21 protein-coding genes and 2 pseudogenes are annotated in these 26,206 nt (G+C 71.0%); 15 read left to right on the top strand and 8 right to left on the bottom strand.

What is annotated here, in order from left to right; translation table 11 throughout:
- The first annotated feature begins 5 nt into the window (after positions 1-5).
- Both AC1VNH_RS14650 and ligD read left to right on the top strand, forming a co-directional pair.
- A complete protein-coding gene (locus tag AC1VNH_RS14650; RefSeq protein ID WP_243226875.1) occupies positions 6-1,034 on the top strand; it encodes an SseB family protein in 1,029 nt (342 codons plus the stop codon).
- Positions 1,035-1,130: 96 nt separating this feature from the next.
- Positions 1,131-2,153 carry a non-homologous end-joining DNA ligase gene (gene ligD / locus AC1VNH_RS14655; protein WP_483112241.1) on the top strand — a complete coding sequence of 341 codons (1,023 nt, stop codon included), beginning with the start codon at positions 1,131-1,133 and terminating at the stop codon, positions 2,151-2,153.
- A gap of 4 nt (positions 2,154-2,157) precedes the next feature.
- Here the strand turns inward: ligD and AC1VNH_RS14660 are convergent, their stop codons facing one another.
- The 3 genes and pseudogenes from AC1VNH_RS14660 to AC1VNH_RS14670 form a co-directional block, all read right to left on the bottom strand.
- On the bottom strand, positions 2,158-3,189 hold the full coding sequence (locus AC1VNH_RS14660) for an ATP-dependent DNA ligase (protein ID WP_483112243.1): 1,032 nt from the start codon (positions 3,187-3,189) through the stop codon (positions 2,158-2,160).
- A gap of 10 nt (positions 3,190-3,199) precedes the next feature.
- A complete protein-coding gene (locus AC1VNH_RS14665; RefSeq protein ID WP_483112244.1) occupies positions 3,200-4,375 on the bottom strand; it encodes an AI-2E family transporter in 1,176 nt (391 codons plus the stop codon).
- A 72-nt stretch (positions 4,376-4,447) separates the two neighbouring features.
- Positions 4,448-5,670: pseudogene (locus AC1VNH_RS14670) on the bottom strand (acyl-CoA dehydrogenase family protein).
- Between the two features lie 94 nt (positions 5,671-5,764).
- Between AC1VNH_RS14670 and AC1VNH_RS14675 the strand changes: the two are divergent.
- On the top strand, positions 5,765-6,913 hold the full coding sequence (locus AC1VNH_RS14675; RefSeq protein ID WP_483112245.1) for a pyridoxal phosphate-dependent aminotransferase: 1,149 nt from the start codon (positions 5,765-5,767) through the stop codon (positions 6,911-6,913).
- A gap of 134 nt (positions 6,914-7,047) precedes the next feature.
- On the opposite strand, the gene AC1VNH_RS14680 is transcribed toward AC1VNH_RS14675, so the two are convergent.
- Together AC1VNH_RS14680 and AC1VNH_RS14685 are read right to left on the bottom strand one after the other, a co-directional pair.
- Positions 7,048-7,716, bottom strand: a complete 669-nt coding sequence (locus AC1VNH_RS14680; RefSeq protein WP_483112246.1) for a TetR/AcrR family transcriptional regulator — start codon at positions 7,714-7,716, stop codon at positions 7,048-7,050.
- A 55-nt stretch (positions 7,717-7,771) separates the two neighbouring features.
- A complete protein-coding gene (locus AC1VNH_RS14685; RefSeq protein WP_483112751.1) occupies positions 7,772-8,029 on the bottom strand; it encodes a hypothetical protein in 258 nt (85 codons plus the stop codon).
- Between AC1VNH_RS14685 and AC1VNH_RS14690 the strand changes: the two genes are divergently transcribed.
- From AC1VNH_RS14690 to AC1VNH_RS14710, 5 genes are all read left to right on the top strand, one after another.
- Entirely contained in the window at positions 7,928-8,458 is a 531-nt protein-coding gene (locus AC1VNH_RS14690) for a hypothetical protein (protein ID WP_483112736.1), read from the top strand. The genes AC1VNH_RS14685 and AC1VNH_RS14690 overlap by 102 nt on opposite strands.
- Before the next feature lie 509 nt (positions 8,459-8,967).
- A complete protein-coding gene (locus AC1VNH_RS14695) occupies positions 8,968-9,345 on the top strand; it encodes a Rieske 2Fe-2S domain-containing protein (protein ID WP_483112737.1) in 378 nt (125 codons plus the stop codon).
- Positions 9,346-9,446: 101 nt separating this feature from the next.
- Complete coding sequence (gene sucC, locus AC1VNH_RS14700) at positions 9,447-10,613, top strand: ADP-forming succinate--CoA ligase subunit beta (RefSeq protein WP_483112247.1); 1,167 nt, start codon at positions 9,447-9,449, stop codon at positions 10,611-10,613.
- Between the two features lie 27 nt (positions 10,614-10,640).
- Positions 10,641-11,543, top strand: coding sequence for a succinate--CoA ligase subunit alpha (sucD, locus tag AC1VNH_RS14705; RefSeq protein WP_243226884.1), 903 nt, complete (start codon positions 10,641-10,643; stop codon positions 11,541-11,543).
- An 82-nt stretch (positions 11,544-11,625) separates the two neighbouring features.
- The gene (locus tag AC1VNH_RS14710) at positions 11,626-12,066 is read left to right on the top strand and encodes a nitroreductase family deazaflavin-dependent oxidoreductase (RefSeq protein WP_234073495.1); all 441 of its coding nucleotides are present in this window, start codon (positions 11,626-11,628) and stop codon (positions 12,064-12,066) included.
- A gap of 35 nt (positions 12,067-12,101) precedes the next feature.
- Here the strand turns inward: AC1VNH_RS14710 and AC1VNH_RS14715 are convergent, their stop codons facing one another.
- Positions 12,102-13,550: an NCS2 family permease gene (locus AC1VNH_RS14715; protein WP_483112249.1), complete on the bottom strand. Its 1,449-nt coding sequence runs from the start codon at positions 13,548-13,550 to the stop codon at positions 12,102-12,104.
- 111 nt (positions 13,551-13,661) lie between these two features.
- Between AC1VNH_RS14715 and AC1VNH_RS14720 the strand changes: the two genes are divergently transcribed.
- The 3 genes from AC1VNH_RS14720 to purH are packed head-to-tail and all read left to right on the top strand — an operon-like array spanning position 13,662 to position 17,221.
- On the top strand, positions 13,662-14,981 hold the full coding sequence (locus AC1VNH_RS14720; RefSeq protein ID WP_483112250.1) for a cell division protein PerM: 1,320 nt from the start codon (positions 13,662-13,664) through the stop codon (positions 14,979-14,981).
- A gap of 9 nt (positions 14,982-14,990) precedes the next feature.
- Positions 14,991-15,581: a phosphoribosylglycinamide formyltransferase gene (gene purN, locus AC1VNH_RS14725; protein WP_483112252.1), complete on the top strand. Its 591-nt coding sequence runs from the start codon at positions 14,991-14,993 to the stop codon at positions 15,579-15,581.
- Positions 15,582-15,613: 32 nt separating this feature from the next.
- Positions 15,614-17,221: a bifunctional phosphoribosylaminoimidazolecarboxamide formyltransferase/IMP cyclohydrolase gene (gene purH, locus AC1VNH_RS14730; RefSeq protein WP_483112254.1), complete on the top strand. Its 1,608-nt coding sequence runs from the start codon at positions 15,614-15,616 to the stop codon at positions 17,219-17,221.
- Positions 17,222-17,311: 90 nt separating this feature from the next.
- On the opposite strand, the gene AC1VNH_RS14735 is transcribed toward purH, so the two are convergent.
- Positions 17,312-18,736, bottom strand: a complete 1,425-nt coding sequence (locus AC1VNH_RS14735; protein ID WP_137416265.1) for a dihydrolipoyl dehydrogenase family protein — start codon at positions 18,734-18,736, stop codon at positions 17,312-17,314.
- Between the two features lie 496 nt (positions 18,737-19,232).
- Here AC1VNH_RS14735 and AC1VNH_RS14740 point away from each other — a divergent pair, with 496 nt between their 5' ends.
- The 4 genes and pseudogenes from AC1VNH_RS14740 (at position 19,233) to AC1VNH_RS14755 (ending at position 25,119) form a co-directional block, all read left to right on the top strand.
- The gene (locus AC1VNH_RS14740; RefSeq protein ID WP_137419052.1) at positions 19,233-20,723 is read left to right on the top strand and encodes an AlkA N-terminal domain-containing protein; all 1,491 of its coding nucleotides are present in this window, start codon (positions 19,233-19,235) and stop codon (positions 20,721-20,723) included.
- On the top strand, positions 20,720-21,211 hold the full coding sequence (locus tag AC1VNH_RS14745; RefSeq protein WP_483112256.1) for a methylated-DNA--[protein]-cysteine S-methyltransferase: 492 nt from the start codon (positions 20,720-20,722) through the stop codon (positions 21,209-21,211). Before AC1VNH_RS14740 ends, AC1VNH_RS14745 begins: the two co-directional genes overlap by 4 nt.
- 290 nt (positions 21,212-21,501) lie before the next feature.
- A pseudogene (locus AC1VNH_RS14750) lies at positions 21,502-23,311 on the top strand (ABC transporter ATP-binding protein).
- Complete coding sequence (locus AC1VNH_RS14755) at positions 23,308-25,119, top strand: ABC transporter ATP-binding protein (RefSeq protein WP_483112258.1); 1,812 nt, start codon at positions 23,308-23,310, stop codon at positions 25,117-25,119. Before AC1VNH_RS14750 ends, AC1VNH_RS14755 begins: the two are co-directional and overlap by 4 nt.
- A gap of 35 nt (positions 25,120-25,154) precedes the next feature.
- Here the strand turns inward: AC1VNH_RS14755 and AC1VNH_RS14760 are convergent, their stop codons facing one another.
- Complete coding sequence (locus AC1VNH_RS14760) at positions 25,155-26,120, bottom strand: acetylxylan esterase (RefSeq protein WP_483112259.1); 966 nt, start codon at positions 26,118-26,120, stop codon at positions 25,155-25,157.
- Positions 26,121-26,206 lie beyond the last annotated feature (86 nt).

Raw genomic sequence — 26,206 nt, forward strand, 5'->3', positions numbered from 1 at the left:
GCCCGATGGCACTCTTCTCGCGCCGACCCAAGCCCTCCGAAGAACCCGAACGGGATGCGGCCGCGTCCGCTGCCGCCGAGGCGACGCCCGAGGCGCCGACCGAGAACGTCCCCCACGTGCCGATCTCGGTCAGCACCTTCGGTGAGAACCGCACGCCGGACGCCGCCCCGGCCCTGCCGGATGGCGTCTCGGCCATGGCTGCCGCCAGGCCGCCGCACCTCGCCTCTCCCGCCGCAGAGGCGTCGAAAGACCTGGAGACCGTGCCGGGGCTGCGCGACAACGTCCTGTTGCGCGACGCGCTCGCGGCGCTGCCCGAGAAGGCGCAGCCGGTCGAGCTCATGAACGTCGCACGTCAGCTGCTGCAGGGTCACGTCTACATCCGCGTGCAGGGCGACGCCCGCGAACTCCTCGCAAAGGGCGACAACCTGCCGACATCGGTCATCACGTACCAGGAGCAGAAGTACATGCTCGTGTACTCCAGCGGCCGGGCGCTGCAGGATGCGGTGCGCGCCGACGGCGACGCGTCGACCTCGGCGCTGGCACAGCCCGTCATCAGCCTCCTGCGTCAGATCGTCGCGGGCGACTTCGGCGGCATCGCCGTCGACCACGCGTCGCGTCCCGGCTCCGCCATCCTGCCGAAGCCTCTGATCGAGAAGGCCCTCGCCGACCTCGACCCGCACCTGGCGGTGAAGACGCTGCTGGCCGCGGACCGCACCGACGAGACGGCCGGCGACATCGCCGACGCGCTCACCTACGCGCCGGTCTGGGTCGCCGCCCGCCGTGGCGAAGGTGACCGCATCGGCATCGCGGAGCTCCGAACGACGGAAGGTGAGCGCATCCTCGAGCTCTTCTCCCACCCGCTGGAGCTCGTCGCCCTCGGGCGCGGAGACCAGCCGGCGAAGGTCACGCCCGAACAGCTGGCACGGGCGCTGCGCTCCGACGACGGCATCTCCGGAGTGATCGTGAACCCCGCCGGGCCCTGGATCCGTCTCAGCCGCGCGCAGCTCGCGCCGGTGCTCGCCCTCGGCGCCTGACACCCGCATCCGCGGGTCGCCCGAAGCCGGGTGGGGCGCGGCGCTCCCGAGCGCAAGGGGATGCGGGGCGCGAGCCGGCGCCCCTAGGGTCGGGTCATGGCGAGCGAACGCACCACCGTGATCGTCCCCGGGCCCGACGGCGACCGGGAGATCTCTGTCTCGAGTCCGTCCCGCGAGGTGTGGCCGGCGGTAGGGATCACGAAGCGCGAGCTCGTCGACTACATCCTGGCCGTCGCCGAACCGTTCCTGCGCGCGAACGGACACCGTCCGGTCTCGCTCGAGCGGTTCCGAGACGGCATCGACGGCGAGGCGTTCTTCTCGAAGAACCCGCCCAAGGGCACCCCGGCTTACGTCGATGCGGTCACCGTCACCTACAACAGCGGGCGCAGCCATCCGCAGGTCGTGCTCACGGAGCCGGCAGCGCTGGTGTGGGCCGTGCAGATGAACACGGTGGTCTTCCATCCGTGGGCCTCGCTCGCCGCCGACCCCGATCGACCCGTCGAGCTGCGGATCGATCTGGACCCCCAACCCGGTACGGATTTCTCGGATGCTGCTGCCATCGCCCCTCTCATGCGCGAGGTGCTGGCGGAGGCGGGTCTCGACTCGTGGATCAAGACGAGCGGGAACCGCGGCATCCATCTGTTCTGTCCGATCGAGCCGACGCATGAGTTCCTCGATGTGCGCCACGCGGCGATCGCCGCGGGCCGCGAGCTGGCGCGCCGGGAGCCGGAGCGGGTGACGATGAACTGGTGGAAGGAAGAGCGCGGGCGGCGGATCTTCGTGGACTTCAACCAGACCAACCGCGACCGCACGATGGCCGGCGCCTACAGTCCACGGGCGCTTCCCGATGCGACAGTGGCCACCCCCATCACCTGGGACGAACTTCCCTCCGTCGATCCCCACGCCTTCACCGTGCGCACCGTGCCACGCCGCCTCGCGGAGATCGGTGACCCGTGGGAGCACATCGCGCGCAATCCCGGACGCATCGACACCCTGCTCGAGTGGTGGCAGCGCGACCTCGATGACGGCCTCGGAGAGCTGCCGTTCCCGCCCGAATTCCCGAAGATGCCCGGCGAGCCGCCGCGCGTACAGCCCAGTCGCGCGCGCTCGGAGGAGTGATCGATCAGTCGAGCACGTCGCCGAGGTCGTAGGCCGAGACCTGCTCGAGCTGCGAGAAGGTGCACGAGCGTGCATCGCGGTCCGGGCGCCACCGCTCGAACTGCACGGTGTGACGGAATCGCATCCCCTCGAGCTGGTCGTAGCGCACCTCGAGCACCCGTTCCGGATGCAGGCGCACGAAGGACACGTCCTTGGATGCGGCGAATCTCGACCGCTCGGTCTCACCCGTCACCGCGTCGCCCGACTCGTCGCGCACCACCAGGGGAGCCAGCTCGTCGACGAGCTCTCGGCGCCGCGCATCCGTGAACGCCGACACCCCGCCCACATTGCGCAGGCGACCTTCGTGGTCGTAGAGCCCTACCAGCAGCGAGCCCACGCCGACACCGCTCTTGTGGACGCGGTAGCCGAGCGCGACGACGTCGGCGGTGCGGGCGTGCTTGATCTTCAGCATCGTGCGCTTGTTCGGCTGGTAGGCGTCGTCGAGTCGCTTGGCGACGACGCCGTCCAGACCGGCGCCCTCGAACTCGGCGAGCCAGCGTTGCGCGGTCGCGGGATCGCCGGTCGTGCGGGTCAGGTGCACGGGAGGCTGGACACCCGCCAACAGGTCCTCGAGCTCGGCGCGCCGCTCGGCGAAGGGTGCGTCGCGCAGATCGCGGTCGCCGCGAGCCAACAGGTCGAAGGCGATGAGCAAGGCGGGCGTCTCGTCCGCCAACTTCGTGACGCGGGAGGCGGCGGGATGGATGCGCTGGCTGAGCGCCTCCCAATCCAGCCGTTGCGCGCCCGGCAGGCCGGTCGGGATGACGATCTCGCCGTCGATGAGGCACGGCTCGGGCAGTACGCGCGGCAGTGCCTCGACCAGCTCGGGGAAGTACCGGGTGAGCGGCTTCGCGCCGCGCGACCCCAACTCCACGCTCTCCCCGTCCCACGCGGCGAGCACTCGGAAGCCGTCCCACTTGGGCTCGAAGCTCCAGCCGGCCGCATCCGGGACGTCCTTGACCGCCTTGGCGAGCATGGGAGCGGGGATCTCGTACCGCACGGGGTGCTCCTCAGGCCGTCGCGTCGCCCGCTGCGACGCGCTGCTCGCGCTTCTTGGGCCTCGCCCACTTCGCCGGGGTGTCGGGGCCGTCCCACACCTCGATGATGCCCCAGACGACCGCGGTCAGCGGCACGGCCAGCAGTGTGCCGAGGATGCCGCCGATCGCCGTTCCACCGGCCAGCACGACCAGCACGACGAACGAGTGCAGCTTCATCGACCTGCCCATGAGCACCGGCTGCAGGAAGTTGCCCTCGAGCTGGTTGACGGCGATCACGACTCCCACGACGATCAGCGCGATGACCGGTCCGTTCGCCACGAGCGCGACCAGCGCGGCGAGCGCGCCGGCAGTGACCGCTCCGACGATCGGGATGAAGGCGAGCAGGAAGACCAGGACCGCCAGCGGGATGGCGAGCGGGACCTGCAGGATGAGCAGCCCGATCAGGATGCCGACGGCATCGACGAAGGCGACGGCAGCCGTGCCGCGCACGTAGGACCCGAGCACCTGCACCGACTTGTCGCCGATCCGCCGCGCGCGCACGTACGACGTGCCGTGGAACGGGCGCAGCAGGAACTCCCACATCCGCGGGCCGTCCTTCAGGAAGAAGAAGAGGATCACGACCATCAGGACCAGGCCGGTGACGAAGCTGGCGACGGCGCTCACGCCCGCGAGGGCGCCGCTGCCGAACTGTGCACTCGTCACGAAGTCGCCGAGCTGCCCCATCCATTCATCGATCTGCGCCGACGTCGGGGCGAACGGCAGCGTGTTGACCCAGTCGAGCAGCTGCTGGAAGCCGCCCTGCGCCTGCGACGAGAGGTCGTCCCACTGGTCGCGGACCGCCCACACGATGATCCATCCGAGTCCGGTGAGCAGCACGACGACGGTGAGCAGCGTCAGGAGCGTGGCCAGGATCGATGGCACGCCCCTGTGCCGCATCCACGTCATGACCGGTGCGAAGGCCGAGGCGAAGATGAGCGCGAGGATGAGCGGGATGACGACGACCGTGACCTGGCGGATGCCCCAGATGGCTCCGGCCAGGATGGCGACGATCACGATGATCTGCAGCCCGCGGATCGCGAGGCGTCCGAACGCATCGCCCCAGAGGCTCCACGGAGCACGGTGTGCGGTGAGCTCGACCTCGCGGGAGGTGAGCGTCACCTCCTGCGGTGCGCGGCGGAACAGTCCCATGCGACGACCGTATCGGCCGCATCCGTCCGGCGTCTGCGTCTTGACGCGCGGATGCCGGAGCGGCAGTGGGGCTCAGACGAACGCGCCGGTGCCCGTGATGTCGCGGCCGATGAGCAGGGCCTGCACGCTTTCGGTGCCCTCGTAGGTGTGGATGGCTTCGATGTCGGCCATGTGCTGGATCACGCGGTTCTCGAGCAGAATGCCGTTGCCGCCCATGAGATCGCGCGCGGTCTGGGCGATGCGGCGTGCGGCGCGGGTGTTGTGGTACTTCGCGAGGGAGGCCTGGGTGGGTCGCAGAGCTCCCGCGGTCTCGAGGTCCGCCATGCGGCGGCAGTAAAGCTGCATCGCCGTGAGCTCGTCGAGCATCTGCGTGAGCCGCTCCTGCACCATCTGGAACTTCACGAGGGGCTTGCCGAACTGCACACGCTGCTGCGCGTACGACAGCGCGGCCTCGTAGCAGGCCGTGGCGTGACCGAGCGCCGACCACGCCACGCCGGAGCGGGTGGAGTACAGCACCGTCGACGCATCCTTGAAGCTGCGCGTGCCGGGGAGCACCGCATCCGCCGGCAGGCGCACGTCGTCGAGGGCGATGTGCGCCTGGTGGATGCCGCGCAGCGACGCCTTGCCGGCGATCACCGTGCCGCTGTAGCCCGCGGTGTCCTGCGGGACCAGGAAGCAGCGCACCGCGCCGTGCTCGTCGGCGGAGGGGTCGTCCACGCGCGCCCACACGAACGTGATGCCGCCGGACGCACCGTTGCCGATCCACTTCTTCGCGCCGCGCAGGACCCACTCGTCGCCGTCACGGCGAGCGACGGTCTCGAGCGAGACGGAGTCGGATCCGTGATCGGGTTCCGTGAGCGCGAAGGAGCCCAGCACCTCGCCGCGGGCGAGCGGCTCGAGCCACCGCTCCTGCTGCTCGGCGGATCCGAAGAGAGCGAGGGTGCGAAGCGCGAGGCCGCCCTGCACCGCGATCACCGTGCCGAGCGAGCCGTCGCCCCGCGACACCTCCATGTTGACCAGGCCCGCGGCCAGCGGGGAGAAGTGTGTGAGCCGAGGGTGGTCGATGCCGTCGTTGTACAGATCGAGCTCGCCCAGACGGGTGACGAGATCCAGCGGGTAGAGCTGTCGTCCCAGGCGGCGACCATGCGATCGCCGACCTCGTCGACGTAGGCCTTCGCGCGGTCCCGGACCGCTCGGTCGGCGGCGGGAATGTCGGCGAACACGGCGTAGTAGTCGGTGTCCAGCCGCGCGGTCACGTCGTAGGCGGCGGCGGTGTCGCCCGGCAGAGGAGTCATGCGCACACGATAGTCGCGTGGGACGCTGTGCCGCCAACTCTGGCACTCAGTTTCACTGTGCGGATGCGCTGCCGTGACGCGTTAGCCTGAGCGGGTGCCGGCCCTCAGCGACCACCTGCGATCCGTTCCTCCCAGCGGCATCCGTCGCATCTTCGAGATCGCGCTCACCCTCGACGACGTCACCATGCTCGCGGTCGGCGAGCCCGATGTGCCCGTCGCGGCGCACATCATCGACGCGGCCACGCGGGCCTGGGAGGCGGACGAGACCGACTACGTGGCCAACGCCGGCATCCCGGCGCTGCGCCAGGCGTTCGCCGATCGTTTCGCCGCGAACCACGGCGTCGCCCTGTCGCCGGAGCGGGTCTGGGTCACCGTGGGCGGCACGCAGGCCCTGCACCAGGCGATGGGCCTCGTGCTGGGCCCCGGCGACGAGGTGCTCGTGCCCGACCCCGGGTACACGACGTTCTCGATGAGCCCGCGGATGCTGAGCGCGGTACCGGTGCCGTACGCGCTGCGTCCGGAGGTGGACTTCCTGCCGGAGCTGGATCGGATCGAGGCGCTCATCACACCGCGCACGCGCGCGATCGTCGTGAACTCGCCGTCGAACCCGCTCGGCACGGTCATCGACGGCGAGCTCGCGCGGGGGATCCTCGAACTCGCGCGCCGGCGCGACCTCTGGATCATCAGCGACGAGGTGTACGCGGAACTGACGTGGGGCGACCCGCACGTGAGCCTGACAGCGCTCGACGCGCTGAGCGACGAGCCCCGGGTGCTGGGCGTGTTCTCCCTCTCGAAGTCGTACGCCATGACGGGGGTGCGCGTCGGCTTCCTCATCACCCCGCTCGGTATGGACCAGATCCTCCGTACGGTGCAGGAGGCCATGATCGCGTGTGTGGCCGTACCCGATCAGCGCGCGGGCGTGGCAGCGCTCACCGGCGACCAGGGCAACATCACCCTCGCCCGCGCCCATTACCGGCAGAACCTGGATGCGGCGACAGCGCTGCTGGATGAGCGCGGCATCGCCTACCGGGTGCCCGACGGCGCGTTCTACCTGTGGATCGATCTGCGCCACGCGACCGGCGGGGATGTCGCCGCGTGGGCGGAGGAGTTCCTGCGCACCGAGCGCGTGGCCCTCGCGCCCGGATCCGCCTTCGGTGCCTCGGGTGAGGGGTGGGTGCGCGTGTGCGCGGCAGCCTCGCGCGGAGACCTGCTCCACGGGCTGTCGCTGCTGCCCGCTCCCTGAGCCACACGCGCCGAGGCGCGGGGGCCGCGACGCGTGCACGGCGGATGCGGGATCCGGCGCCGCATCCGTCACATCAGATGACGTCTGCACCACGGATCGTGCAGACGTCGCGCCGCTCGTCGCGGAGGCGGCGCTCAGCGCAGGTCGTCGCGGAGGCGGCGGGCGACCTCCGCGGCCGGCATGCGGCGGGGGAAGACGGCCACCACGACGTCGTCGGGCGCCTGGGATGCGTGGGAGCCGACCCCGAACTTGTCGAGGCAGTCGTCGAGTGCTCGGCGCAGTGCCGAGGCCGGGACCTTCTTGGGTCCGCGCAGGAGGCGGCGCAGCACGTGGTTGTGCACGGCGGTGACGAGGGCCGCGAAGCTCACCGCGTCCAGCGGATCGAGGCCGGGAAGCGCCGTGCGCAGGTACTCGTCGAAGAGCCGCTCGTAGCGGAAGACGGTGACGATCTCGCGGTCGCGCAGCGCCGGCACGTCGCGCACGACCGTGTAGCGCCGGCGAGCGAGCTCGGGGTCTGCCGCGAAGTGGCGGTAGACCTGCATCGAGGCCTCGCAGACCGCCTCCCACGGGTTCTCGTGCGGTCGGGCGAGGTAGGTGCGGAGCTTGTCGAGCAGGAGCTCGTGATCGGCGAAGACCACGTCGTCCTTCCCGCCGAACTGGCGGAAGAACGTGGAGCGCGAGATGCCGGCGGCCTGGGCGATCTGGTCGACCGAGGTCGCCTCGAAACCCTGCCGTGCGAACAGGTCGAGGGCCGCGGCGACGACATCGTCACGCGCGGCTGAGGGGGAAGCTGTCTCGCTCATCTGCGGAGCAAGCCTAGACCCGCTCCCGCGCCGGGCCGTCGACCCCGTCGCCGTGTCAAGCCCCGAGGACACCGACCGCGGTGCGCGTTGACTGCGCCGCATGGATCTCCTCTGGAAGCAGCACGCCCGTAGCGTCCCCGCGACGCCGTTCGTCCCCGGTGAACACGAGATCGTCGTGGTGGGAGCGGGCATCACCGGGCTCGCGACGGCGCTGCTGCTCGCCGAGTCCGGGCGTGAGGTCGTTGTGCTCGAGGCGCGCGAGGTCGCCGGACTCGCGACGGGCGCGAACACGGGCAAGGTGTCGCTGCTGCAAGGGACGCAATTGTCGGCGCTGCGCTCCCACCACTCGCCCTCCCTGGTGCGCGCGTACGTGCAGGCGAACCTGGACGGGCAGCCTGGCTGCGATCGTTCGCCGATCGCGTGGGCCTGCCGTACGAGGCGCGCACCGCCTTCACGTACGCGCAGCACGACGCCGGCCGTGCCCGGGTGCGTGAGGAGTTCGAGGCCGCCCGGGAGGCCGGGTTGCCGGTTCGGTGGGCCGCGGCTGACGAGCTCGACCTGCCGTTCCCGGCCCGCTCCGCCGTCGCGTTGGACGGCCAGCTGGGGATGGATCCGGATGCGGCCGCGCATGCCCTCGCGTCGGCCTTCCTCGCCGCGGGCGGCACGCTGCACACCGGCGTGCGGGCGACGGGGGTCTCGACATCGGGGATGCCGACGGTGCACACCGCGCGCGGCGACATGACGGCCGAGCACATCGTGCTGGCCACGGGTGCGGCCGTGCTCGATCGCGGCCTGTACTTCGCGAAGGTCTCCGCGATGCGTTCGTACGCCGTCGCGTTCGCCGTGCCGGACGAGGTGGCGCTCCCGGAGGGGATGTTCCTGTCCGCGGACGCGCCGAGCAGGTCGGTGCGCACCGTGTCCGAACGCGATGGTCGGTGGGAGCAGACGCGGCTCATCGTCGGGGGCGGCGGACACCCGGTCGGGCGCGCCGCATCCGAACGCGCGCGCATCGCGGAGCTGATCGCCTGGACCCGGCGTCACGTGCCGGAGGCGGTGCCGACCCACCGCTGGTCGGCACAGGACTACACCTCCCACAACCTGATCCCGTTCGCCGGAGTCATGCCCCGCACCGGTGGCCGCGTGCGATTCGCGACCGGCTACGCGAAGTGGGGCCTCACGAACGGTCCCGCGGCCGCGCTGCGGATCGCCGCCGAGATCGACGGCATCGGCGAGAGCGAGCGTGCCGACTGGATGCGCCGGCTCGGCACCCGCATCACCGTGCCCGCTGATCTCGCCAAGGGTGCGGCGGAGAACGCCAAGGTCGGCGCTCACGCGGTCCAGGGGTGGGCGGGTGCGCTCCGGCATCCGCCCCGCATCCCGTCGGAGGGCAAGGGCGTCGTCGGCGCGGATGCGGGGCGCCCGGTCGGCGTCTCGCGGGTCGACGGTGAGGTGCGCGCGGTCTCGGCGGTCTGTCCGCACCTGGGTGGCGTGCTGAACTGGAACGACGCCGAGTGCACGTGGGACTGCCCGTTGCACGCCTCGCGCTTCGCGCCCGACGGACGCCGCATCGAGGGCCCCGCGCTGTCGGATCTGCGGCGCGTGAGGCCGCCCTCGTCTGCACAGGCGTGAACGGAGCACTCCCGCGCGGGGAGTAGGCTGGGGGACTGGTCGATATCTCGACGTCGAGACGTTTTGCGTCATCCTCCCTCGGACCCAGCGAAGGAAGCCCAGTGGATCTGTACGAGTACCAGGCACGAGACCTTTTCGAGAAGTACGAGGTGCCGGTGCTCGCCGGTATCGTCGCGGACACCCCCGAGGAGGTGAAGGCGGCAGCCGAGAAGCTCGGCGGCGTCGTGGTGGTCAAGGCCCAGGTCAAGACGGGCGGTCGCGGCAAGGCCGGCGGCGTCAAGGTCGCGAAGACCCCCGACGAGGCGTACGAGGCGGCCAAGGCGATCCTCGGCCTCGACATCAAGGGCCACGTCGTCAAGCGGGTCATGGTCGCCGCGGGCGCCTCCATCGAGAAGGAGTTCTACTTCTCGGTCCTGCTCGACCGCTCGAACCGCTCCTACCTGTCGCTGGCCAGCGTCGAGGGCGGCATGGAGATCGAGCAGCTCGCGGTCGAGAAGCCCGAGGCTCTCGCGCGCATCGAGGTCAACGCGCTCACCGGCATCGACAAGACCAAGGCGGTCGAGATCGCCCGCGCGGCGAAGTTCCCCGAGGAACTCGTCGAGAAGGTCGCCGACGTCTTCGTCAAGCTCTACGCCGTGTACACCGGCGAGGGTGCGACCCTCGTCGAGGTGAATCCCCTCATCCTCGACGGGAACGGCGACATCATCGCCCTCGACGGCAAGGTCACACTCGACGACAACGCGACCGAGGTGCGCCACCCCGAGCACGAAGAGCTCGAGGACAAGGATGCGGCCGACCCGCTCGAGGCCAAGGCGAAGGCAGCCGGCCTCAACTACGTCAAGCTCGACGGTCAGGTGGGGATCATCGGCAACGGAGCGGGCCTGGTCATGTCCACGCTCGACGTCGTCGCCTACGCCGGCGAGAACCACGGCGGCGTGAAGCCCGCCAACTTCCTCGACATCGGCGGCGGCGCATCCGCCACCGTCATGGCCGCGGGCCTCGACGTCATCCTGGGTGACCCGCAGGTCAAGAGCGTCTTCGTCAATGTCTTCGGCGGCATCACCTCGTGCGTCGCCGTGGCGGAGGGCATCGTGAAGGCGCTCGAGATCCTCGGCGAAACCGCGACCAAGCCGCTCGTGGTGCGCCTGGACGGCAACCAGGTCGAGGAGGGTCGCGCGATTCTCGCGGCCGCGAACAACCCGCTCGTGACCCTCGCCGCAGGCATGGACGAGGGCGCCGACAAGGCCGCCGAGCTGGCCGCCGCCTGATCGCCCGCATCGGATAAGGACACAGACATGTCGATCTACCTCAACAAGGACTCCAAGGTCATCGTCCAGGGCATCACCGGCGGCGAGGGCACCAAGCACACCGCCCTCATGCTGAAGGCGGGCACCCAGGTCGTCGGCGGCGTTAACGCACGTAAGGCCGGCACGACCGTCTCGCACACCGACAAGGACGGCAACCCGGTCGAGCTGCCGGTCTTCGCCACCGTCGCCGAGGCCATCGAGGCCACGGGCGCCGACGTCTCGATCGCCTTCGTGCCGCCGGCGTTCACGAAGGACGCCATGATCGAGGCCATCGACAGCGAGATCCCGCTGCTCGTGGTCATCACCGAGGGCGTGCCGGTCGGCGACTCGGCCGAGGCCTGGGCCTACGCGATCGAGAAGGGCAACAAGACCCGCATCATCGGTCCGAACTGCCCCGGCATCATCACCCCCGGTGAGTCGCTCGTGGGCATCACGCCCGCCAACATCACCGGCAAGGGCCCGATCGGCCTCGTCTCCAAGTCGGGCACGCTGACCTACCAGATGATGTTCGAGCTGCGCGACCTGGGCTTCTCGACCGCCATCGGCATCGGCGGCGACCCGATCATCGGCACGACGCACATCGACGCGCTCGAGGCGTTCGAGGCCGACCCCGAGACCAAGGCGATCGTGATGATCGGCGAGATCGGCGGCGACGCCGAAGAGCGTGCGGCCGATTACATCCGCGCGAACGTCACGAAGCCCGTCGTCGGCTACGTCGCCGGCTTCACCGCCCCCGAGGGCAAGACCATGGGCCACGCCGGCGCCATCGTCTCGGGCTCAGCGGGCACCGCGCAGGCCAAGAAGGAAGCGCTCGAGGCCGCGGGTGTGAAGGTCGGCAAGACGCCGTCCGAGACCGCCGCGCTCATGCGCGAGATCATCCAGGGCCTGTAAGGCCCCCTCGCGAAGGGCGGATGCGGGCGGTCGAGCCCCCGCATCCGCCCTTCGTCGTGTCCCGCCGCAGTAGCCTGGACGCATGCCGCTGACAGGGGAGTACAAGCCGAGCACGTCCGAGTGGGCCCGGTCGCAAGCCGAGCTCTACGAAGCCACCAACGGCGCCGAGGGCGGTGAGCTGCGCGGCGTTCCGATCATCGTGCTGACCACCGTGGGTGCCAAGAGCGGCGGCCTGCGTAAGACCGCGCTCATGCGCGTCGAGCACGACGGGGACTACCTCGTCGTGGCGTCCAAGGGTGGGGCGCCCGAGGAGCCCGCCTGGGGGAACAACATCCGCAAGCACCCGCACGTCGAACTGCAGGACGGCGCCGTCAAGCGCGACTACACCGCGCGCGAGCTCGAGGGCGACGAACGCGAGCTGTGGTGGGAACGCGCGGTGGCCGTGTGGCCCGACTACGCCGTCTATCAGACCAAGACCGACCGTCAGATCGCGATCTTCGTGCTGGAGCCGCGCGAGGCCTGAGCGCCCGCACACACGTTCGGCGTCGAGGTGGTGGCTCAGCCGCCGAGGGCCGCCTCGATCGGACCGCGCACGAAGAACACGACGAAGCCGGCGGCGACGATCCACAGCAGCGGGCTGATGCGACGGGCGTGCCCCGACAGCGAGCGGATGACGACCCAGCTGACGAAGCCCGCACCGATGCCGTTGGCGATCGAGTACGTCAGCGGCATGACCGTGATCGTCAGGAACACCGGGATCAGCACCGAGACGTCGGTGAGATCGACGTGGCGGATCTGGCTCATCATGAGTGCGCCGACGGCGACCAGGGCGGCCGAGGCGACCTCGCTCGGCACGATGGTGGTCAAGGGCGTCACGAACATGGCCAGCAGGAAGAGTCCACCGGTCACGAGGTTCGCGAGGCCCGTGCGGGCGCCCTCACCGATGCCGGTGCCGGACTCGATGAACACCGTGTTGGACGACGACGAGGTCAGTCCGCCCGCGACGGCGCCGATGCCCTCGACCACGAGCGCGGAGCGCAGGCGTGGGAAGTTGCCTCGCTCATCGGCGAGGTTCGCCTCGCGCGAGAGGCCCGTCATCGTTCCCATCGCGTCGAAGAAGTTCGTGAACAGCAGCGTGAACACGAGCATCGCGGCCGCGAGCACTCCGATGCGGTCGAAGGCACCGAAGCTGACCTGACCCACGAGGCTGAGGTCGGGCAGGCTGAAGATGGATGCCGGGATCTCGGGCACGCTGAGCCCCCATCCGCCGGCGTTGCCGTCGGCGCGGGCGCCGAGGTGCCAGATCGCCTCGACGATGACCGCGACGACGGTGCCGCCCGCGAGACCGATGAGGATCGCGCCCTTGACCTTGCGGGCGAGAAGGATCGCGATGGTCACGAGCGTGAGCACGAACAGGAGCGTCGGGACGGTGGCGATCGAGCCGTTCACACCGAGACCGACGGGAGGCGACGCGAGGCCCGTGCTCTGCACGAGTCCGCCGTCGACGAACCCGATGAAGGCGATGAACAGGCCGATCCCGACCGTGATGGCGGTCTTCAGCGCCATCGGTACGGCATCGAAGATGAGGCGGCGCAGGCCTGTGACGGCCAGCAGCACGATCAGGAGGCCGTTGATGAGCACAAGGCCCATGGCCTCGGGCCAGGTGACCTCGCCCACCACGCTGACGGCGAGGAACGAGTTGATGCCGAGACCCGCGGCGAACGCGAACGGCAGTCGGGCGACCAACCCGAAGAGGATGGTCATGGCGCCGGCGGTGAGCGCGGTGGTCGCGGCGACCTGGGCGAAGCCGAGGGTGTTGCCGGCCACATCCGTTCCGCCGGACAGGATGATCGGGTTGAGCAGGACGATGTAGGCCATCGCCACGAAGGTGACGATGCCGCCGCGGATCTCGCCGCCCACCGTGGCGCCGCGCGCCGTGATGCCGAAGAAGCGGTCGAGACGGCCGGGGGAGGAGGACGAAGCGCTGGTGGTACGGGGGTGGTGCACCCGACGAGAGTAGTCGGATGCGGCCCGCTGCGCGACGCGGAACAGCCGTGGCAGATCGCGGCGGCGTGGGGGACGGCTGTGCAAAGGTCCGCTGGGTAGGGTCGTGGGGCCATGCAACGCGTCCTCGTCCTTCTCCTCTCCGCCCTCGACGCCCTCGTGGCGGCGGCCGTCGGCCTCGCCGTCGCGGGCGCCCCGCTGACGGTGTTCTGGTTCGTCGCGTTCGGCTCGGGAGATCTCTCCGCGATCTGGCAGAGCGCCGCGACCATCTGGCAGTTCGGGCATTCTGTTCCCGTCGCGATCACACTCCCCGAGGTCTACGTCGCCGAGTTGGGCATCGATGCCACCCTCGCGAGCTTCACACTCTCGCTCGCCCCGTTGGCCTTCGCCGCGTTCACCCTGCTCTTCGGCGGGCGCTCCGGAGCCCGCGCCGGGCGCGCCGGGGCGCCGTGGAGCGGCGCGCTCACGGGAACGCTCGTGTTCGCCGCGCTCGCGTCCGGCATCGCCGTCACCTCGCAGGCGCCGTTGGCCGGCACCGACCTGTGGCGCGCCATCTGCTATCCCACCGCGTACTACGCCGCCGGCGTGCTCGCGGGCGCTCTCCACCGTGCCTGGGTCGACGGTGACGACGGACCCATCGACGCCGTCCGGGCCCGACTCGACCGCGCCCGAGGCGCGTGGCCCGAGGTTCCCGAACTCGCCGTGCGGGGCACGGCGATCGCCGTGACGGGTCTGGTCGCGGTGGGCGCCGTCGTCCTCGCGTTCGGGCTCATCGTGCGCGCTCCGAACATCGTCGCGCTCTCTCAGGCGGGCAATCTGGATGCGGGCGGCGCCGCGGTCCTCGCGCTCGCCCAGTTGCTGTACCTGCCGACCCTGCTCGTCTGGGCGTTGTCCTTCGTCGCGGGCCCCGGCGTCGGGCTCGGCGCGGGGAGCGTCGTCTCGCCGGCGGGCACGCAGCTCGGCGTGCTGCCGGGCGTGCCGATCCTGGGCGTGCTGCCGGAGGGGGCCAGCAGCTGGTACCTGCTGTTCGCCCTGCTCCCGATCGCGGTCGGAGCCGTCGCCGGCTGGGCGACCCGATCCCGCCTCAGCCCGCGCGGCTCGACGGCGGATGCGGAGAGCACCGGCATCCTCGTGACGCTCACGCTGTCGATCGCCGCCCTGGCCGGGCTCGCCACAGCCCTGATGGCGGTCCTCGCCAGCGGCAGCATGGGACCCGGACGGCTGTCTGCTGTCGGCCCGGACGCCGTCGCCGTCGGCGTCGCCATCGGCGTCGAGGTGGGGCTGGGTGCGGCGATCCTGCTGCTCTCGCCACGTCGGCGCGGCGACGAGGCGGCGGCGACGACCGCATCCGAGCCGGGTGTGTTCGCGCGGCTGACGGGCGCGCGCGGAGGCGCGGATGACGGCGCCGAGCGGGCGGATGCGGCGCGCGACTAGACTGTGCGGGTGCTCACGGTCGCCGTTCTCATCTCCGGCACCGGCTCGAATCTCCGAGCCCTGCTGGAGGCCGCGGCGGAAGCCGATTTCCCGGCCCGCGTGATCGTGGTGGGCGCCGACCGCGAAGCCTTCGGTCTGGCTCACGCCGAGGAGTTCGGCATCCCGAGCTTCGTCATCCCGTGGCAGGGCGCCGACCAGCGCGAGGCCTGGGGGGAGGAGCTCGATCGGCAGCTGCGTGTCTGGCAGCCCGACCTCGTCGTGCTCTCGGGGCTCATGCGACTGCTGCCGCCGTCGGTCGTCGCCGCGTGGAGTCCGCGCCTGATCAACACACACCCCGCCTACCTGCCGGAGTTCCCCGGTGCCCACGCCGTGCGCGACGCGATCGCTGCGGGCGCCGCCGAGACCGGAGCGAGCGTCATCGTCGTCGACGACGGCGTCGACACCGGTCCGATCCTCGCCCAGGAGCGCATCGCGGTGCACCCGGGCGACGACGAGTCCGCGCTCCACGAACGCATCAAGCCCGTCGAACGACGTCTGCTCATCGACGTCGTTCGCCGCATCGCCACCGGCGAGCTCGACCTCGCCGCATCCGCCGTCTGACCCACCGCAACCGCCCCACCCCGAGGAGTCCCATGGCCGGGCCCAGCCACGATCCGTCCCTCTACCGCGACCGCGATGTCGTTCCCGTCCGCCGCGCGCTCGTCTCGGTCAGCGACAAGACCGACCTGCTGCGACTGGCCGAAGCGCTGGTCGCCGCCGGCGTCGAGATCGTCTCGACCGGCTCCACCGCGCAGACCATCCGCGACGCCGGGCACGACGTCGTCGACGTCTCGAGCGTGACCGGATTCCCCGAGTCCCTCGACGGTCGAGTGAAGACCCTGCATCCGGGCGTCCACGCGGGTCTGCTCGCAGACCTCCGCCTCGCGCACCACGAGGAGCAGCTGACCGAACTCGGCATCTCGCCCTTCGAGCTCGTGGTCGTGAACCTCTACCCGTTCGTCGAGACGGTCGCATCCGGCGCATCCGGCGACGCCGTGGTCGAGCAGATCGACATCGGCGGGCCCGCGATGGTGCGCGCCTCGGCGAAGAACTACGCGAACGTCGCGATCGTTGTCTCGCCCGAGTCGTACCCCGCGATCATCGACGCGATCGCCGCCGGCGGCACCTCGCTCGCCCAGCGCAAGGAGCTCGCGGCGCGTGCCTTCGCCCACACCGCGAACTACGACCGCGCCGTCGCGACCTGGTTCGCCGACGAGACCCTCGCCGAGGGCGAGCAGCTGCCCGCGCACCTGACGATCAAGGCCGAGCGGCTCGCGACGCTCCGCTACGGCGAGAACTCCCACCAGCGCGCGGCGATCTACACCCGCACCGGCGGGCACGGCATCGCGCAGGCACTGCAGCTGCAGGGCAAGGAGATGTCGTACAACAACTACGTCGACGCGGATGCGGCACTGCGCGCCGCTTTCGACATGGTCAAGCCCGCGGTGGCGATCATCAAGCACGCCAATCCCTGCGGCATCGCCGTGTCGGCGCCCAACGCGCTCGACGAGATTGCGAGCGCGCACCTGCGGGCGCACGAGTGCGATCCCGTCTCGGCCTTCGGCGGTGTGATCGCGGCCAACCGCACGGTCACGCTGAAGATGGCGGAGAACCTGCGCGACATCTTCACCGAGGTGATCGTCGCCCCGGCCTTCGAGCCGGAGGCGCTGGAGCTGTTCCGTCTGAAGAAGAACCTGCGCGTGCTGCAGCTGCCGGCCGACTGGCAGCAGGAGCGCATGGACGTGCGCCTCGTCTCGGGCGGCCTGCTGCTCCAGGACGCCGACCGCTTCCCGGACGACATCGAGTCCGTCGCGACCGACTGGGAGCTCGTCGCGGGCGAGCGCCCGGCCGGCGAGGAGATGACGAACCTCATCTTCGCCTGGAAGGCGTGCCGCGCCGTCAAGTCCAACGCGATCGTGCTGGCGAAGAACTCCGCCACCGTCGGCATCGGGATGGGGCAGGTCAACCGCGTCGACTCGTGCCGCCTGGCCGTCGAGCGGGCGGGCGACCGGGCGGTCGGCTCCGTCGCCGCATCCGATGCCTTCTTCCCGTTCTCGGACGGACCGCAGGTCCTGCTGGATGCGGGAGTCTCCGCCATCGTGCAGCCGGGCGGATCCGTGCGCGACGACGAGACGATCGCCCTCGCCCGCGAGCGCGGCGTGACGATGTTCTTCACGGGAGAGCGCCACTTCTACCACTGAGTCCCGGCGCTTTCGCAGGACATCACCGCCCCGCAGGACGATTTCTTCCGGATCGTCCTGCGGGGCGGTTGTCCTCCTGCCGGAGGAAGCTCAGGCGCTCGGGCGGCCGTAGGCCTCGAGCAGCCGCAGCCACACCTCGCTGAGCGTGGGATACGACGGCACGGCGTGCCAGAGGCGGCTGATCGGCACCTGACCGACGACGGCGATCGTCGCCGAGTGGAGGAGCTCGGCCACATCCTCGCCGACGAACGTGGCGCCGATGATCGTGCCCGCCTCCTCATCGACGATGGCACGGGCCTGGCCCCGGTAGTCGTCGGCGCGGGTGGCGGCCCCGGCGATCCACGAGAGGTCGTAGTCGAGGACCCGGATGCGGCGGCCCGCGGCTTTCGCGGAGGCCTCGGTGAACCCGATGGACGCCACCTCCGGATCGGTGAAGGTGACCTGCGGAACGGCGTCGTGGTCGGCCGTCGCGACGTGCGCGCCCCAGGGCGCGTCGTCGACGGCGGCGCCGGTCGCGCGGGCTGCGATGACGTCGCCCGCGGCGCGCGCCTGGTACTTGCCCTGATGTGTGAGCAGGGCCCGGTGATTAACGTCGCCGACTCCGTACAGCCAGTCGGTCCCGGTCACGAGCATCGTGTCGTCGACGGACAGCCACTCGCCCGGGGTCAGGCCCACCGCATCCAGTCCGAGATCCCCGGTGCGCGGCACACGCCCGGTCGCCACGAGCACCTCCGCCGCGCGGATGCGGGTGCCGTCCGACAGCTCCAGCTCCTTCTCATCGCCGACGCGCTGTGCCGACACGACGTTCGTGTGGCGGAGGATTCGCACGCCCCGCTCCTCGAGGGCGCGGCCGACGAGCTCGCCCGCGAAGGGCTCGTTCGCTGCCAGCAGTGTGCCCCGCACGACGAGCGTGACCTCGGCGCCGAGATCCGCGTAGGCGGTGGCCATCTCCGCGGCCACCACGCCGCCGCCGATGATGGCGAGGGATGCGGGGATCTCCTGCGCGCTGGTCGCCTCGCGGCTCGTCCACGGCGCGATATCGGCGAGGCCCGGGGTGTCGGGAAGGAGGGCCGCGGTGCCCGTGCAGACGGCGACCGCGTGGCGGGCGGTCAGGCGGGTGACGGCGCCGTCGGCATCCGTCACCTCGACCTGCTTGACGCCGACGAGGCGACCGTGGCCGCGCACGAGGTCGATGCCCGCGCCCGTGAGCCACTGCACCTGCGAGGAATCGTTCCAGTCGTGCGTGAGCGTGTCGCGGCGCCGGAGGACGCCGGCGACGTCGAGGGCGCCCGACACGGCCTGCTTCGCGCCGTCGACGTCGCGTGCCTCGCGCAGCACGGCGCCCGCGCGCAGCAGTCCCTTCGACGGCATGCACGCCCAGTACGAGCATTCACCGCCGACGAGTTCGCTTTCCACGATGACGGCGGTGAGTCCGCCCTGCACGGCGCGGTCGGCGACGTTCTCGCCCACGGGGCCGGCGCCGATGACGATGAGGTCGTAGGTCTGCTCGCTCATGCTGCGACGCTACTCCGTCACATCCTCCCCGGGGTCGCCGCTTGCGTTCCCGGCCTCGGTGGGGTGCGGCACCGGCGGGGAGTCCGGTGCCCGTGTTGCGTCGGCCGGTGCCCGAGTTGCGTCGCATGTGCGCAGATGCGCCACTTTTGGGCAGATGCACCAGACAATGACTGGCGCATCTGCGCACTTGTGTAGCCCGGCTAGGCTCCCACCGTCTTGCTCGTCCCCGCACGTCGGTCTCCCGCATCGCGGCGGTTCGCCGCACCCGACGGAGCGTGGGCGGCGGCGCGCCGCATCCGCTACACCTTTGCGCGGATGCGACAGGCTATTCCTGTCGCGGATGCGGGAACCTGTCGCAGTTGCTCATATGCGACGCAACTCGGGCAAGGGGCACACCACCTCGGGGGCAGGGGGCGTGCGCCCGCGCTGTGGTGTCCGAAAACCGCGAGCCGGCGTCGGGGAGGCGTGACAGGCTGGGGACGTGCCCACCCCTGCGATGACCTTCGACGAGCGCTACCGCGCGATCGACGCGCGGGACGCGCGCTTCGACGGCCAGTTCGTCACCGCGGTGCACACGACCGGCATCTACTGCCGTCCCAGCTGCCCGGCGCGCACGCCGCGCGCCGAGAACGTCACGTTCTACCCGACGAGCGCCGCCGCTCATGAGGCGGGCTACCGCGCCTGCAAGCGCTGCCTGCCCGAGGCCGCGCCCGGATCGCCGGAATGGGACCTCCGCGGCGATGTCGCCGGGCGTGCCATGCGCCTCATCGCCGACGGCGTCATCGAGCGCGAGGGCGTGCCGGGGCTCGCCCGCCGGCTCGGCTACTCGTCGCGGCAGCTCGGCCGCATCCTCACCGCCGAGCTCGGCGCACCACCGCTCGCGCTCGCCCGGGCCCATCGCGCCCACACGGCGCGGATGCTCCTCGTCGGCACGGACCTGGCTGCCGCAGACGTCGCCTTCTCCGCCGGCTTCGCGAGCGTGCGGCAGTTCAACGACACCGTCCGCGAGGTGTTCGGGATGACACCGCTCGCGCTGCGCGCGCGCCGGAGGTCCGAGAACCGCGCGACCCCCGGCGAGATCGATCTGCTCCTCGCGCACCGGCGTCCGATCGACGACGACGGCATCTTCGCGTGGATGACGGCCCGTGCGCTCCCGGGAGTGGAGACCGTCACGGCGACGACCTTCGCGCGCACCCTTCGCCTGGCCGGCGGAAACGCGTGGTTCGAGGTGCGCCGCGACGGAGACGCGCTGCGCCTCCGCGCCCGCCTTTCACAGCTCGCCGACCTGCCGCAGCTGGTCACGAGGGTGCGTCGGCTGTTCGACCTGGATGCGGATCCGCTCGCCGTCGATCAGGCGCTCGCAGCCCACCCCGAGCTGGCCGAGCGTGTCGCCGCGCTTCCCGGCATCCGCGTCCCCGGCGCAGCCGACCCGCACGAGATGCTCATCCGCGCGATGGTCGGCCAGCAGATCACCGTCGCCGCGGCGCGCACGGCCCTCGCCGCTCTCGCGCAGCATCTGGGGGAGCGGGTGCCCGCCCACGAAGGCACCGACCTGCTCTTCCCGACCATGGCGGCGATCGCCGAGCGCGGCGCAGAGGTGCTGCGCGGCCCCGCCGCCCGCATCCGGGCCATCGTGGGCGCCGCCGCCGCCCTCGCCGACGGCTCGCTCGTGCTCGACGCCGGCGGTGACGCCCACGATCAGCGCACGGCCTTGCTCGCGATGCCCGGGATCGGACCGTGGACCGCCGACTACGTGCGGATGCGGGTCACGGGCGATCCCGACGTGTTCCTCCCCGGCGACGTCGCCGTGCGTACGGGCGCCGCCCGGCTCGGGCTCCCCGCGGAGCCCCGCGCCCTGACCGCCTGGTCCGTCCGTGCCGCACCCTGGCGCAGCTACCTCACCGCGCACCTCTGGGCCGCCGTCGCAGCCGTGCCCGCGCAGATCCCCCGTCCCGCCCACCTCCCGAACGAGAGCCGCATCGCATGACCGCGCACATCGCCACCATCGCCACCCCCGACGGAGCGTTCACCGCTCTCGTCGACGATCGGCAGCGGGTCCTCGCCTCCGGCTGGAGCGCCGACCACGAGGTGATCGTCGCCCGCGTGCGCGCGGCGGATCGACCCGTGGGGATCGTCGAGGGCGCGGTCGACGCCCTGGATGCGGTGGCCGCGTACTACGGCGGAGACGTGCGGGCCATCGACGAGGTCGAGGTGCACCAGACGGGCACCGCGGGGCAGCTCGCCGGCTGGCGGATGCTGCGACGTATCGAGCCGGGGCAGCCTCTCACGTATGCGGAGTTCGCTGCGGCGCTGCGCAGTCCCCGCGCGGTGCGCGCCGCCGCATCCGTCTGCGCGCGCAACGCGCCGGCCCTGTTCGTGCCGTGCCACCGCGTGCTCCGCACCGGCGGCGGGCTGGGCGGCTTCGCGTGGGGCGTCGACGTGAAACGCAGTCTGCTCGCCCGAGAGGCCGCCTGATCCGCGCGTGGGAATGTCCGCGCGGAACTGATCGTTGCACTCAGGGAACACACAGCATAGGCTGGAGGGCTGTCGCGCGCACTCGCCGCGGCATCCGTGCACTCGAGGAGGACGATATGACTCAGGCATTCGCCATTGCGGTAATCCCCGCCGTCCTCGCGGTGCCCGCGCGCTTCGCGTAGCTGCCGCCCGCCGCCTCCGAGCGGCCTTCTCCCTCTCCGAGCCGCCGCACCTCTGCGTGCGACCTCATCCTTCTGCGGCACAGCTGTCGCACGCTCTCTTCGAGGATCATGAGTTCCACACCCTCTCGTTCGTCCACCGAGCCGTCCACGCTTCGCGCCCTCGCGAGGCTCCTGCCGTTCGTTCGTCCCGTGCTGCGTCCGCTCGTTCTCGGCGCCGTCAGCGCGCTCGCCGCCAGCGTCGTCGCCCTGATGATCCCGCTCGTGCTCGAGGGTGTCGTCGCGGGTCCGATCGCCTCCGCCGATCCGACGCAGATCCTCTGGGGCACGCTCGCCGTCATCGGGCTCGGGCTCGCCGAGGCCGCCCTCGTGTGGGGTCGTCGCTGGTTCGTGCTCGCGCCCTCGACCAAGGTCGAATACGCCTTGCGCACCGGCTTCGCCGCGCGCCTGCAACGACTCCCCGTCGCCTTCCACGACCGGTGGCAGTCGGGTCAGCTGCTCAGCCGCATGATGCAGGACATCAGCCTCATCCGACGCTGGCTCGCCTTCGGCGTGATCCTGCTCGTCGTCAACGTGCTCACGATCGCGCTGGGGTCGGTGCTGCTGTTCCAGTGGCACTGGGTGCTCGGCACGATCTTCCTGCTGTGTTCGGCGCCCCTCTGGTACGCCGGGTACCGCTTCGAGAAGCAGTACGGGGTGCTCGCCCGCCAGAGCCAGGACCAGGCGGGAGACCTCGCGACCGCCGTCGAGGAGAGCGTGCACGGCATCCGCGTGCTGAAGGCGTTCGGGCGCGGATCCCACGCGCTCGCGAAGTTCGCGCGCCAGGCCGAGACGCTGCGCCAGACCGAGCTACGCAAGGCCACGGCCATCGGCCTGATCTGGTTCTGGCTCGTCCTGCTGCCCGAGATCGCCTTCGCGCTGTGTCTGGCGGCGGGGATCGTGCTCGCTCAGCTCGGCCAGCTTCTCCGTCGCCCAGCTGTTCGCCTTCTTCGCGATGGCGACGGTGCTGCGCTGGCCCATGGAGTCGATCGGTTTCCTCTTCTCCTTCCTCCTGGATGCGCGCACCGCCACCGACCGCGTGTTCGAGGTGTTCGACGAGCAGGTCACGATCGACGACCCCGTCACGCCGGTCTCACTCGAGAACCCGCGGGGGCGGCTCGTGTTCGAGAACGTCCACTTCCGCTATCAGGACGCACCGGACGCACAGCGCGACCTGCTGGACGGCATCGACCTCGCCCTCGAGCCGGGCGAGACGATGGCGCTCGTGGGCCTCACCGGGTCGGGCAAGACGACCCTGACCACCCTGCCGACCCGTCTGTACGACGTGACCGGCGGGCGCGTGACGCTGGACGGCGTCGATGTCAGGGACCTCACCCTGGCCGAGCTGCGCACGCACATCTCGATGGCGTTCGAGGAGGCGACTCTCTTCTCCTCCTCCGTGCGCGAGAACGTGCTGCTCGGACGCGACGACCTGGATGCGGCGTCGCCGGAGGGCGAGCGCGTGCTGCGCCAAGCGCTGGAGGTCGCCCAGGCCGAGTTCGTCGAGCGTCTGCCTGCCGGCGTCGACACCGTGATCGGGGAGGAGGGGCTGAGCCTCTCCGGAGGCCAGCGCCAGCGTCTCGCCCTGGCCCGTGCGGTCGCCGCGCGGCCGTCGGTGCTCGTGCTCGACGACCCGCTGTCGGCGCTCGACGTCGACACGGAGGCACGCGTGGAGGAGGGGCTGCGTCGGGTCCTGGCCGACACGACCGCCCTCATCGTCGCCCACCGGCCCTCGACCGTTGCGCTCGCGGACCGCGTCGCCCTGCTGGAGGACGGTCGGGTCACGGCGGTGGGCACGCACAGCGAGCTGATGCGCTCCTCGGCGCACTACCGGCACGTGATCTCGAGTCTGGACGAGCAGGAGAAGGAGGAGGTGCGATGAGTACCGTCACGGGAACGAGCGGCGAAGACCGCTCCGACTACACCCGCGCCGAGAGCCGGGAGATCCGGCGCCGCTCGATGCGGCTGCTCGGCTCCCTCGTCGCGCCGCTGCGCGGCAAGCTCGTCCTGGCCGCTGTCGTGCTCGTCGTCTCGACGGCGCTGCGCGTGGTCGGTCCGGCGCTGATCGCATTCGGCATCGACAACGCGCTGCCGGCGGTGCTGGACGAGCTGGACTGGCTGCCCACGATCGGCGTGGTGGCCGTCTATCTCGTGTCCGGGCTGCTGGGTGCCGCCCTCATCGGGTGGTACGCGGTGGTCGCGGCACGCCTCACGCAGGCGGTGATGCTGGACCTCCGCACCCGCATCTTCCGCCACACGCAGCGGCTGAGCCTCGAGTTCCACGAGTCCTACACGTCGGGGCGGATCATCTCGCGCCAGACGAGCGACCTCGACACGATCCGGGAGCTCCTCGACGGCGGTCTCAACGAACTCGTCTCGGGTGTGGTGTTCGGTGCCTTCACGCTCATCGCGCTGCTGCTGCTGGACTGGCAGAGCGGGGTCGTGCTCATCGTCATGGGCATCCCGCTCGGCCTGCTCATGCGCTGGTTCTACCGCCGCTCGCAGATGGTCTACCGCGAGTCGCGCGTGGTCAGCGCGAAGGTCATCGTGCACTTCGTGGAGACCATGACCGGCATCCGTGCGGTCAAGGCGTTCCGCAAGGAGAAGCGCGGCGACGTCGAGTTCGGCGAGCTGAGCGAGCAGTACCGCGACGTGAACATGCGCTCGATCCGGCTGTTCGGCACGTTCGAGCCCGGGCTGATGGCGATCTCGACACTGAGTCTCGGTGCGGTCCTGCTCCTCGGCGGCATCCGCGTCGCCGGCGGAGCGTTGGAGATCGGCGTGCTGCTGGCCGCCGTGCTGTACGTGCGCAACTTCTTCTCGCCGCTGCAGGAGGTGGCGATGTTCCTCAACTCCTATCAGTCGGCCGCAGCGGCGCTGGAGAAGGTGTCGGGTGTGCTGGAGGAGGAGCCCACGGTTCCCGAGCCTGCCCATCCCGTCGCAATGGGGCGCCCGCGCGGCGCGATCCGTTTCGACGACGTGGCGTTCGGTTACGGCGACGGCCGCGTGGTGCTGCCCGACTTCTCGTTGGATGTGCCGGCGGGTCAGACGATCGCCCTGGTCGGTACCACGGGGGCGGGGAAGTCCACGCTGGCCAAGCTCGTCTCCCGCTTCTACGACCCGACCCGCGGTGCCGTGACGCTGGACGGCGTGGACCTGCGGACGCTCGGTTCGGCGGATCTGCGCCGCGCGATCGTCATGGTCACGCAGGAGGCGTACCTGTTCAGCGGCACGGTCGCCGACAACATCGCGCTGGGAAAGCCGGACGCGACCCTCGACGAGGTGCGGGATGCGGCGATGGCCGTCGGCGCGCACGCGTTCATCGAGGCGCTCCCCGACGGCTACGACACCGACGTGAACAAGCGCGGCGGCCGCGTGTCGGCGGGACAGCGCCAGCTGATCTCGTTCGCGCGGGCCTTCCTGGCGAACCCGGCGGTGCTGATCCTCGACGAGGCGACCGCCTCGCTCGACATCCCGAGCGAGCGTCAGATCCAGTCGGCTCTCGGGACGCTGCTCGCAGATCGCACGGCCTTCATCATCGCCCACCGCCTCTCGACGGTCGCGATCGCGGATCGCGTGCTCGTCATGGAGCACGGGCGCATCGTCGAGGACGACGCGCCCGAGGCGCTCATCGGCGGCACCGGCACCTTCGCGCGCCTGCACGCCGCCTGGCGCGACTCGCTCGTGTGACGGTTCGGGATGCGGCGACCCGCCGCATCCCGAACTCACACGCGTGCGGCGAGGAACTCCGCCTGGGCGAACCACTGGTACATGAGACCGCCCTCGTGCTGGTTGTGGGGGTAGACCTCGATGTCCGCCTCGCCCGCGTAGTGGTTGCGGGCGGCGAAGACCGTCGAGGGCGGGCACGTCTGATCGTGCAGCGCGGTCGAGAAGAGTGCGGGTGCTGTGGAGCGGCGCGCCATGTTGACGCCGTCGAAGTACGACAGCGTGGTGAACACGCGCTCCTCGGTGTGGCGGTGCACCGCGAGGTAGCGCACGATCTCCTGGTACGGATCCGCGTCCGTGAGCCCCACGGCCCGCTCGAAGTGGCAGAGGAACGGTACATCGGGCATGACCGCGACGAGTCCCTCGGACAGTGCGCCCGCGGCCAACGCGATCCCGCCGCCCTGGCTGCCTCCGCACACCGCGACGCGGTCGGCGTCGACGATGTCGAGCGTGCGCGCCGCATCCACCAGGCGCACCGCATCCGTGAACACGCGACGGTAGTAGTACTGCGCGGGATCCTCGATGCCGCGCGTCATGAAGCCGCTGACCGACGGGCCGGTGCCGTGCGGGTCGGGGGTGTCACCGCCGGTTCCCCACATGGAGCCCTGGCCGCGGGTGTCCATCAGCAGGTGCGCGTAGCCGGCGTTGGCCCAGCCGAGACGCTCGCCCGCGAGCCCTCGTCCGCCGCCGTAGCCGTTGTACTCGACGACGGCGGGGAGCGGCTCGTCCGCGCCGGCCGGCACCGTCAGCCAGGCCCGCACCGGCTCGCCCGCGTAGCCGCTGAAGGTGACGTCGTAGACGTCGACAAGGCTGAACGGCGACGCGACCCGTTGGTAGCGCACCTCCTCGCCCGCGGCTCGGGACGAGGCGATCGTCTCGGCCCAGAAGGCGTCGAAGTCTGCGGGCTCGCGCACCTCGGGCCGGTACTCGCGGAGGGCGTGCGGATCCATGTCGAAGCGCGGCATGAGCATCACGATAGGGGCATCGGGGTTCTCGCCGCGGCACCGCGGCCGGAGAATGGGGTGCTCATCCGTCGAGAGTGACGCGGTGG

The sequence above is a fragment of the Microbacterium sp. KU4F genome (genome assembly GCF_056868075.1).

Excerpts from the sequence above, each read along its gene's own strand:
- AC1VNH_RS14650 (WP_243226875.1), top strand. The coding sequence starts at position 6 with ATGGCACTCTTCTCGCGCCGACCCAAGCCCTCCGAAGAACCCGAACGG.
- AC1VNH_RS14760 (WP_483112259.1), bottom strand. The coding sequence starts at position 26,120 with ATGCCGCGCTTCGACATGGATCCGCACGCCCTCCGCGAGTACCGGCCC.
- AC1VNH_RS14665 (WP_483112244.1), bottom strand. The coding sequence starts at position 4,375 with ATGGGACTGTTCCGCCGCGCACCGCAGGAGGTGACGCTCACCTCCCGC.
- AC1VNH_RS14755 (WP_483112258.1), top strand. The coding sequence starts at position 23,308 with ATGAGTACCGTCACGGGAACGAGCGGCGAAGACCGCTCCGACTACACC.
- AC1VNH_RS14745 (WP_483112256.1), top strand. The coding sequence starts at position 20,720 with ATGACCGCGCACATCGCCACCATCGCCACCCCCGACGGAGCGTTCACC.
- AC1VNH_RS14740 (WP_137419052.1), top strand. The coding sequence starts at position 19,233 with ATGACCTTCGACGAGCGCTACCGCGCGATCGACGCGCGGGACGCGCGC.
- AC1VNH_RS14720 (WP_483112250.1), top strand. The coding sequence starts at position 13,662 with ATGCAACGCGTCCTCGTCCTTCTCCTCTCCGCCCTCGACGCCCTCGTG.
- AC1VNH_RS14695 (WP_483112737.1), top strand. The coding sequence starts at position 8,968 with ATGCGCCGGCTCGGCACCCGCATCACCGTGCCCGCTGATCTCGCCAAG.
- AC1VNH_RS14735 (WP_137416265.1), bottom strand. The coding sequence starts at position 18,736 with ATGAGCGAGCAGACCTACGACCTCATCGTCATCGGCGCCGGCCCCGTG.
- sucD (WP_243226884.1), top strand. The coding sequence starts at position 10,641 with ATGTCGATCTACCTCAACAAGGACTCCAAGGTCATCGTCCAGGGCATC.
- AC1VNH_RS14710 (WP_234073495.1), top strand. The coding sequence starts at position 11,626 with ATGCCGCTGACAGGGGAGTACAAGCCGAGCACGTCCGAGTGGGCCCGG.
- ligD (WP_483112241.1), top strand. The coding sequence starts at position 1,131 with ATGGCGAGCGAACGCACCACCGTGATCGTCCCCGGGCCCGACGGCGAC.
- AC1VNH_RS14680 (WP_483112246.1), bottom strand. The coding sequence starts at position 7,716 with ATGAGCGAGACAGCTTCCCCCTCAGCCGCGCGTGACGATGTCGTCGCC.
- purH (WP_483112254.1), top strand. The coding sequence starts at position 15,614 with ATGGCCGGGCCCAGCCACGATCCGTCCCTCTACCGCGACCGCGATGTC.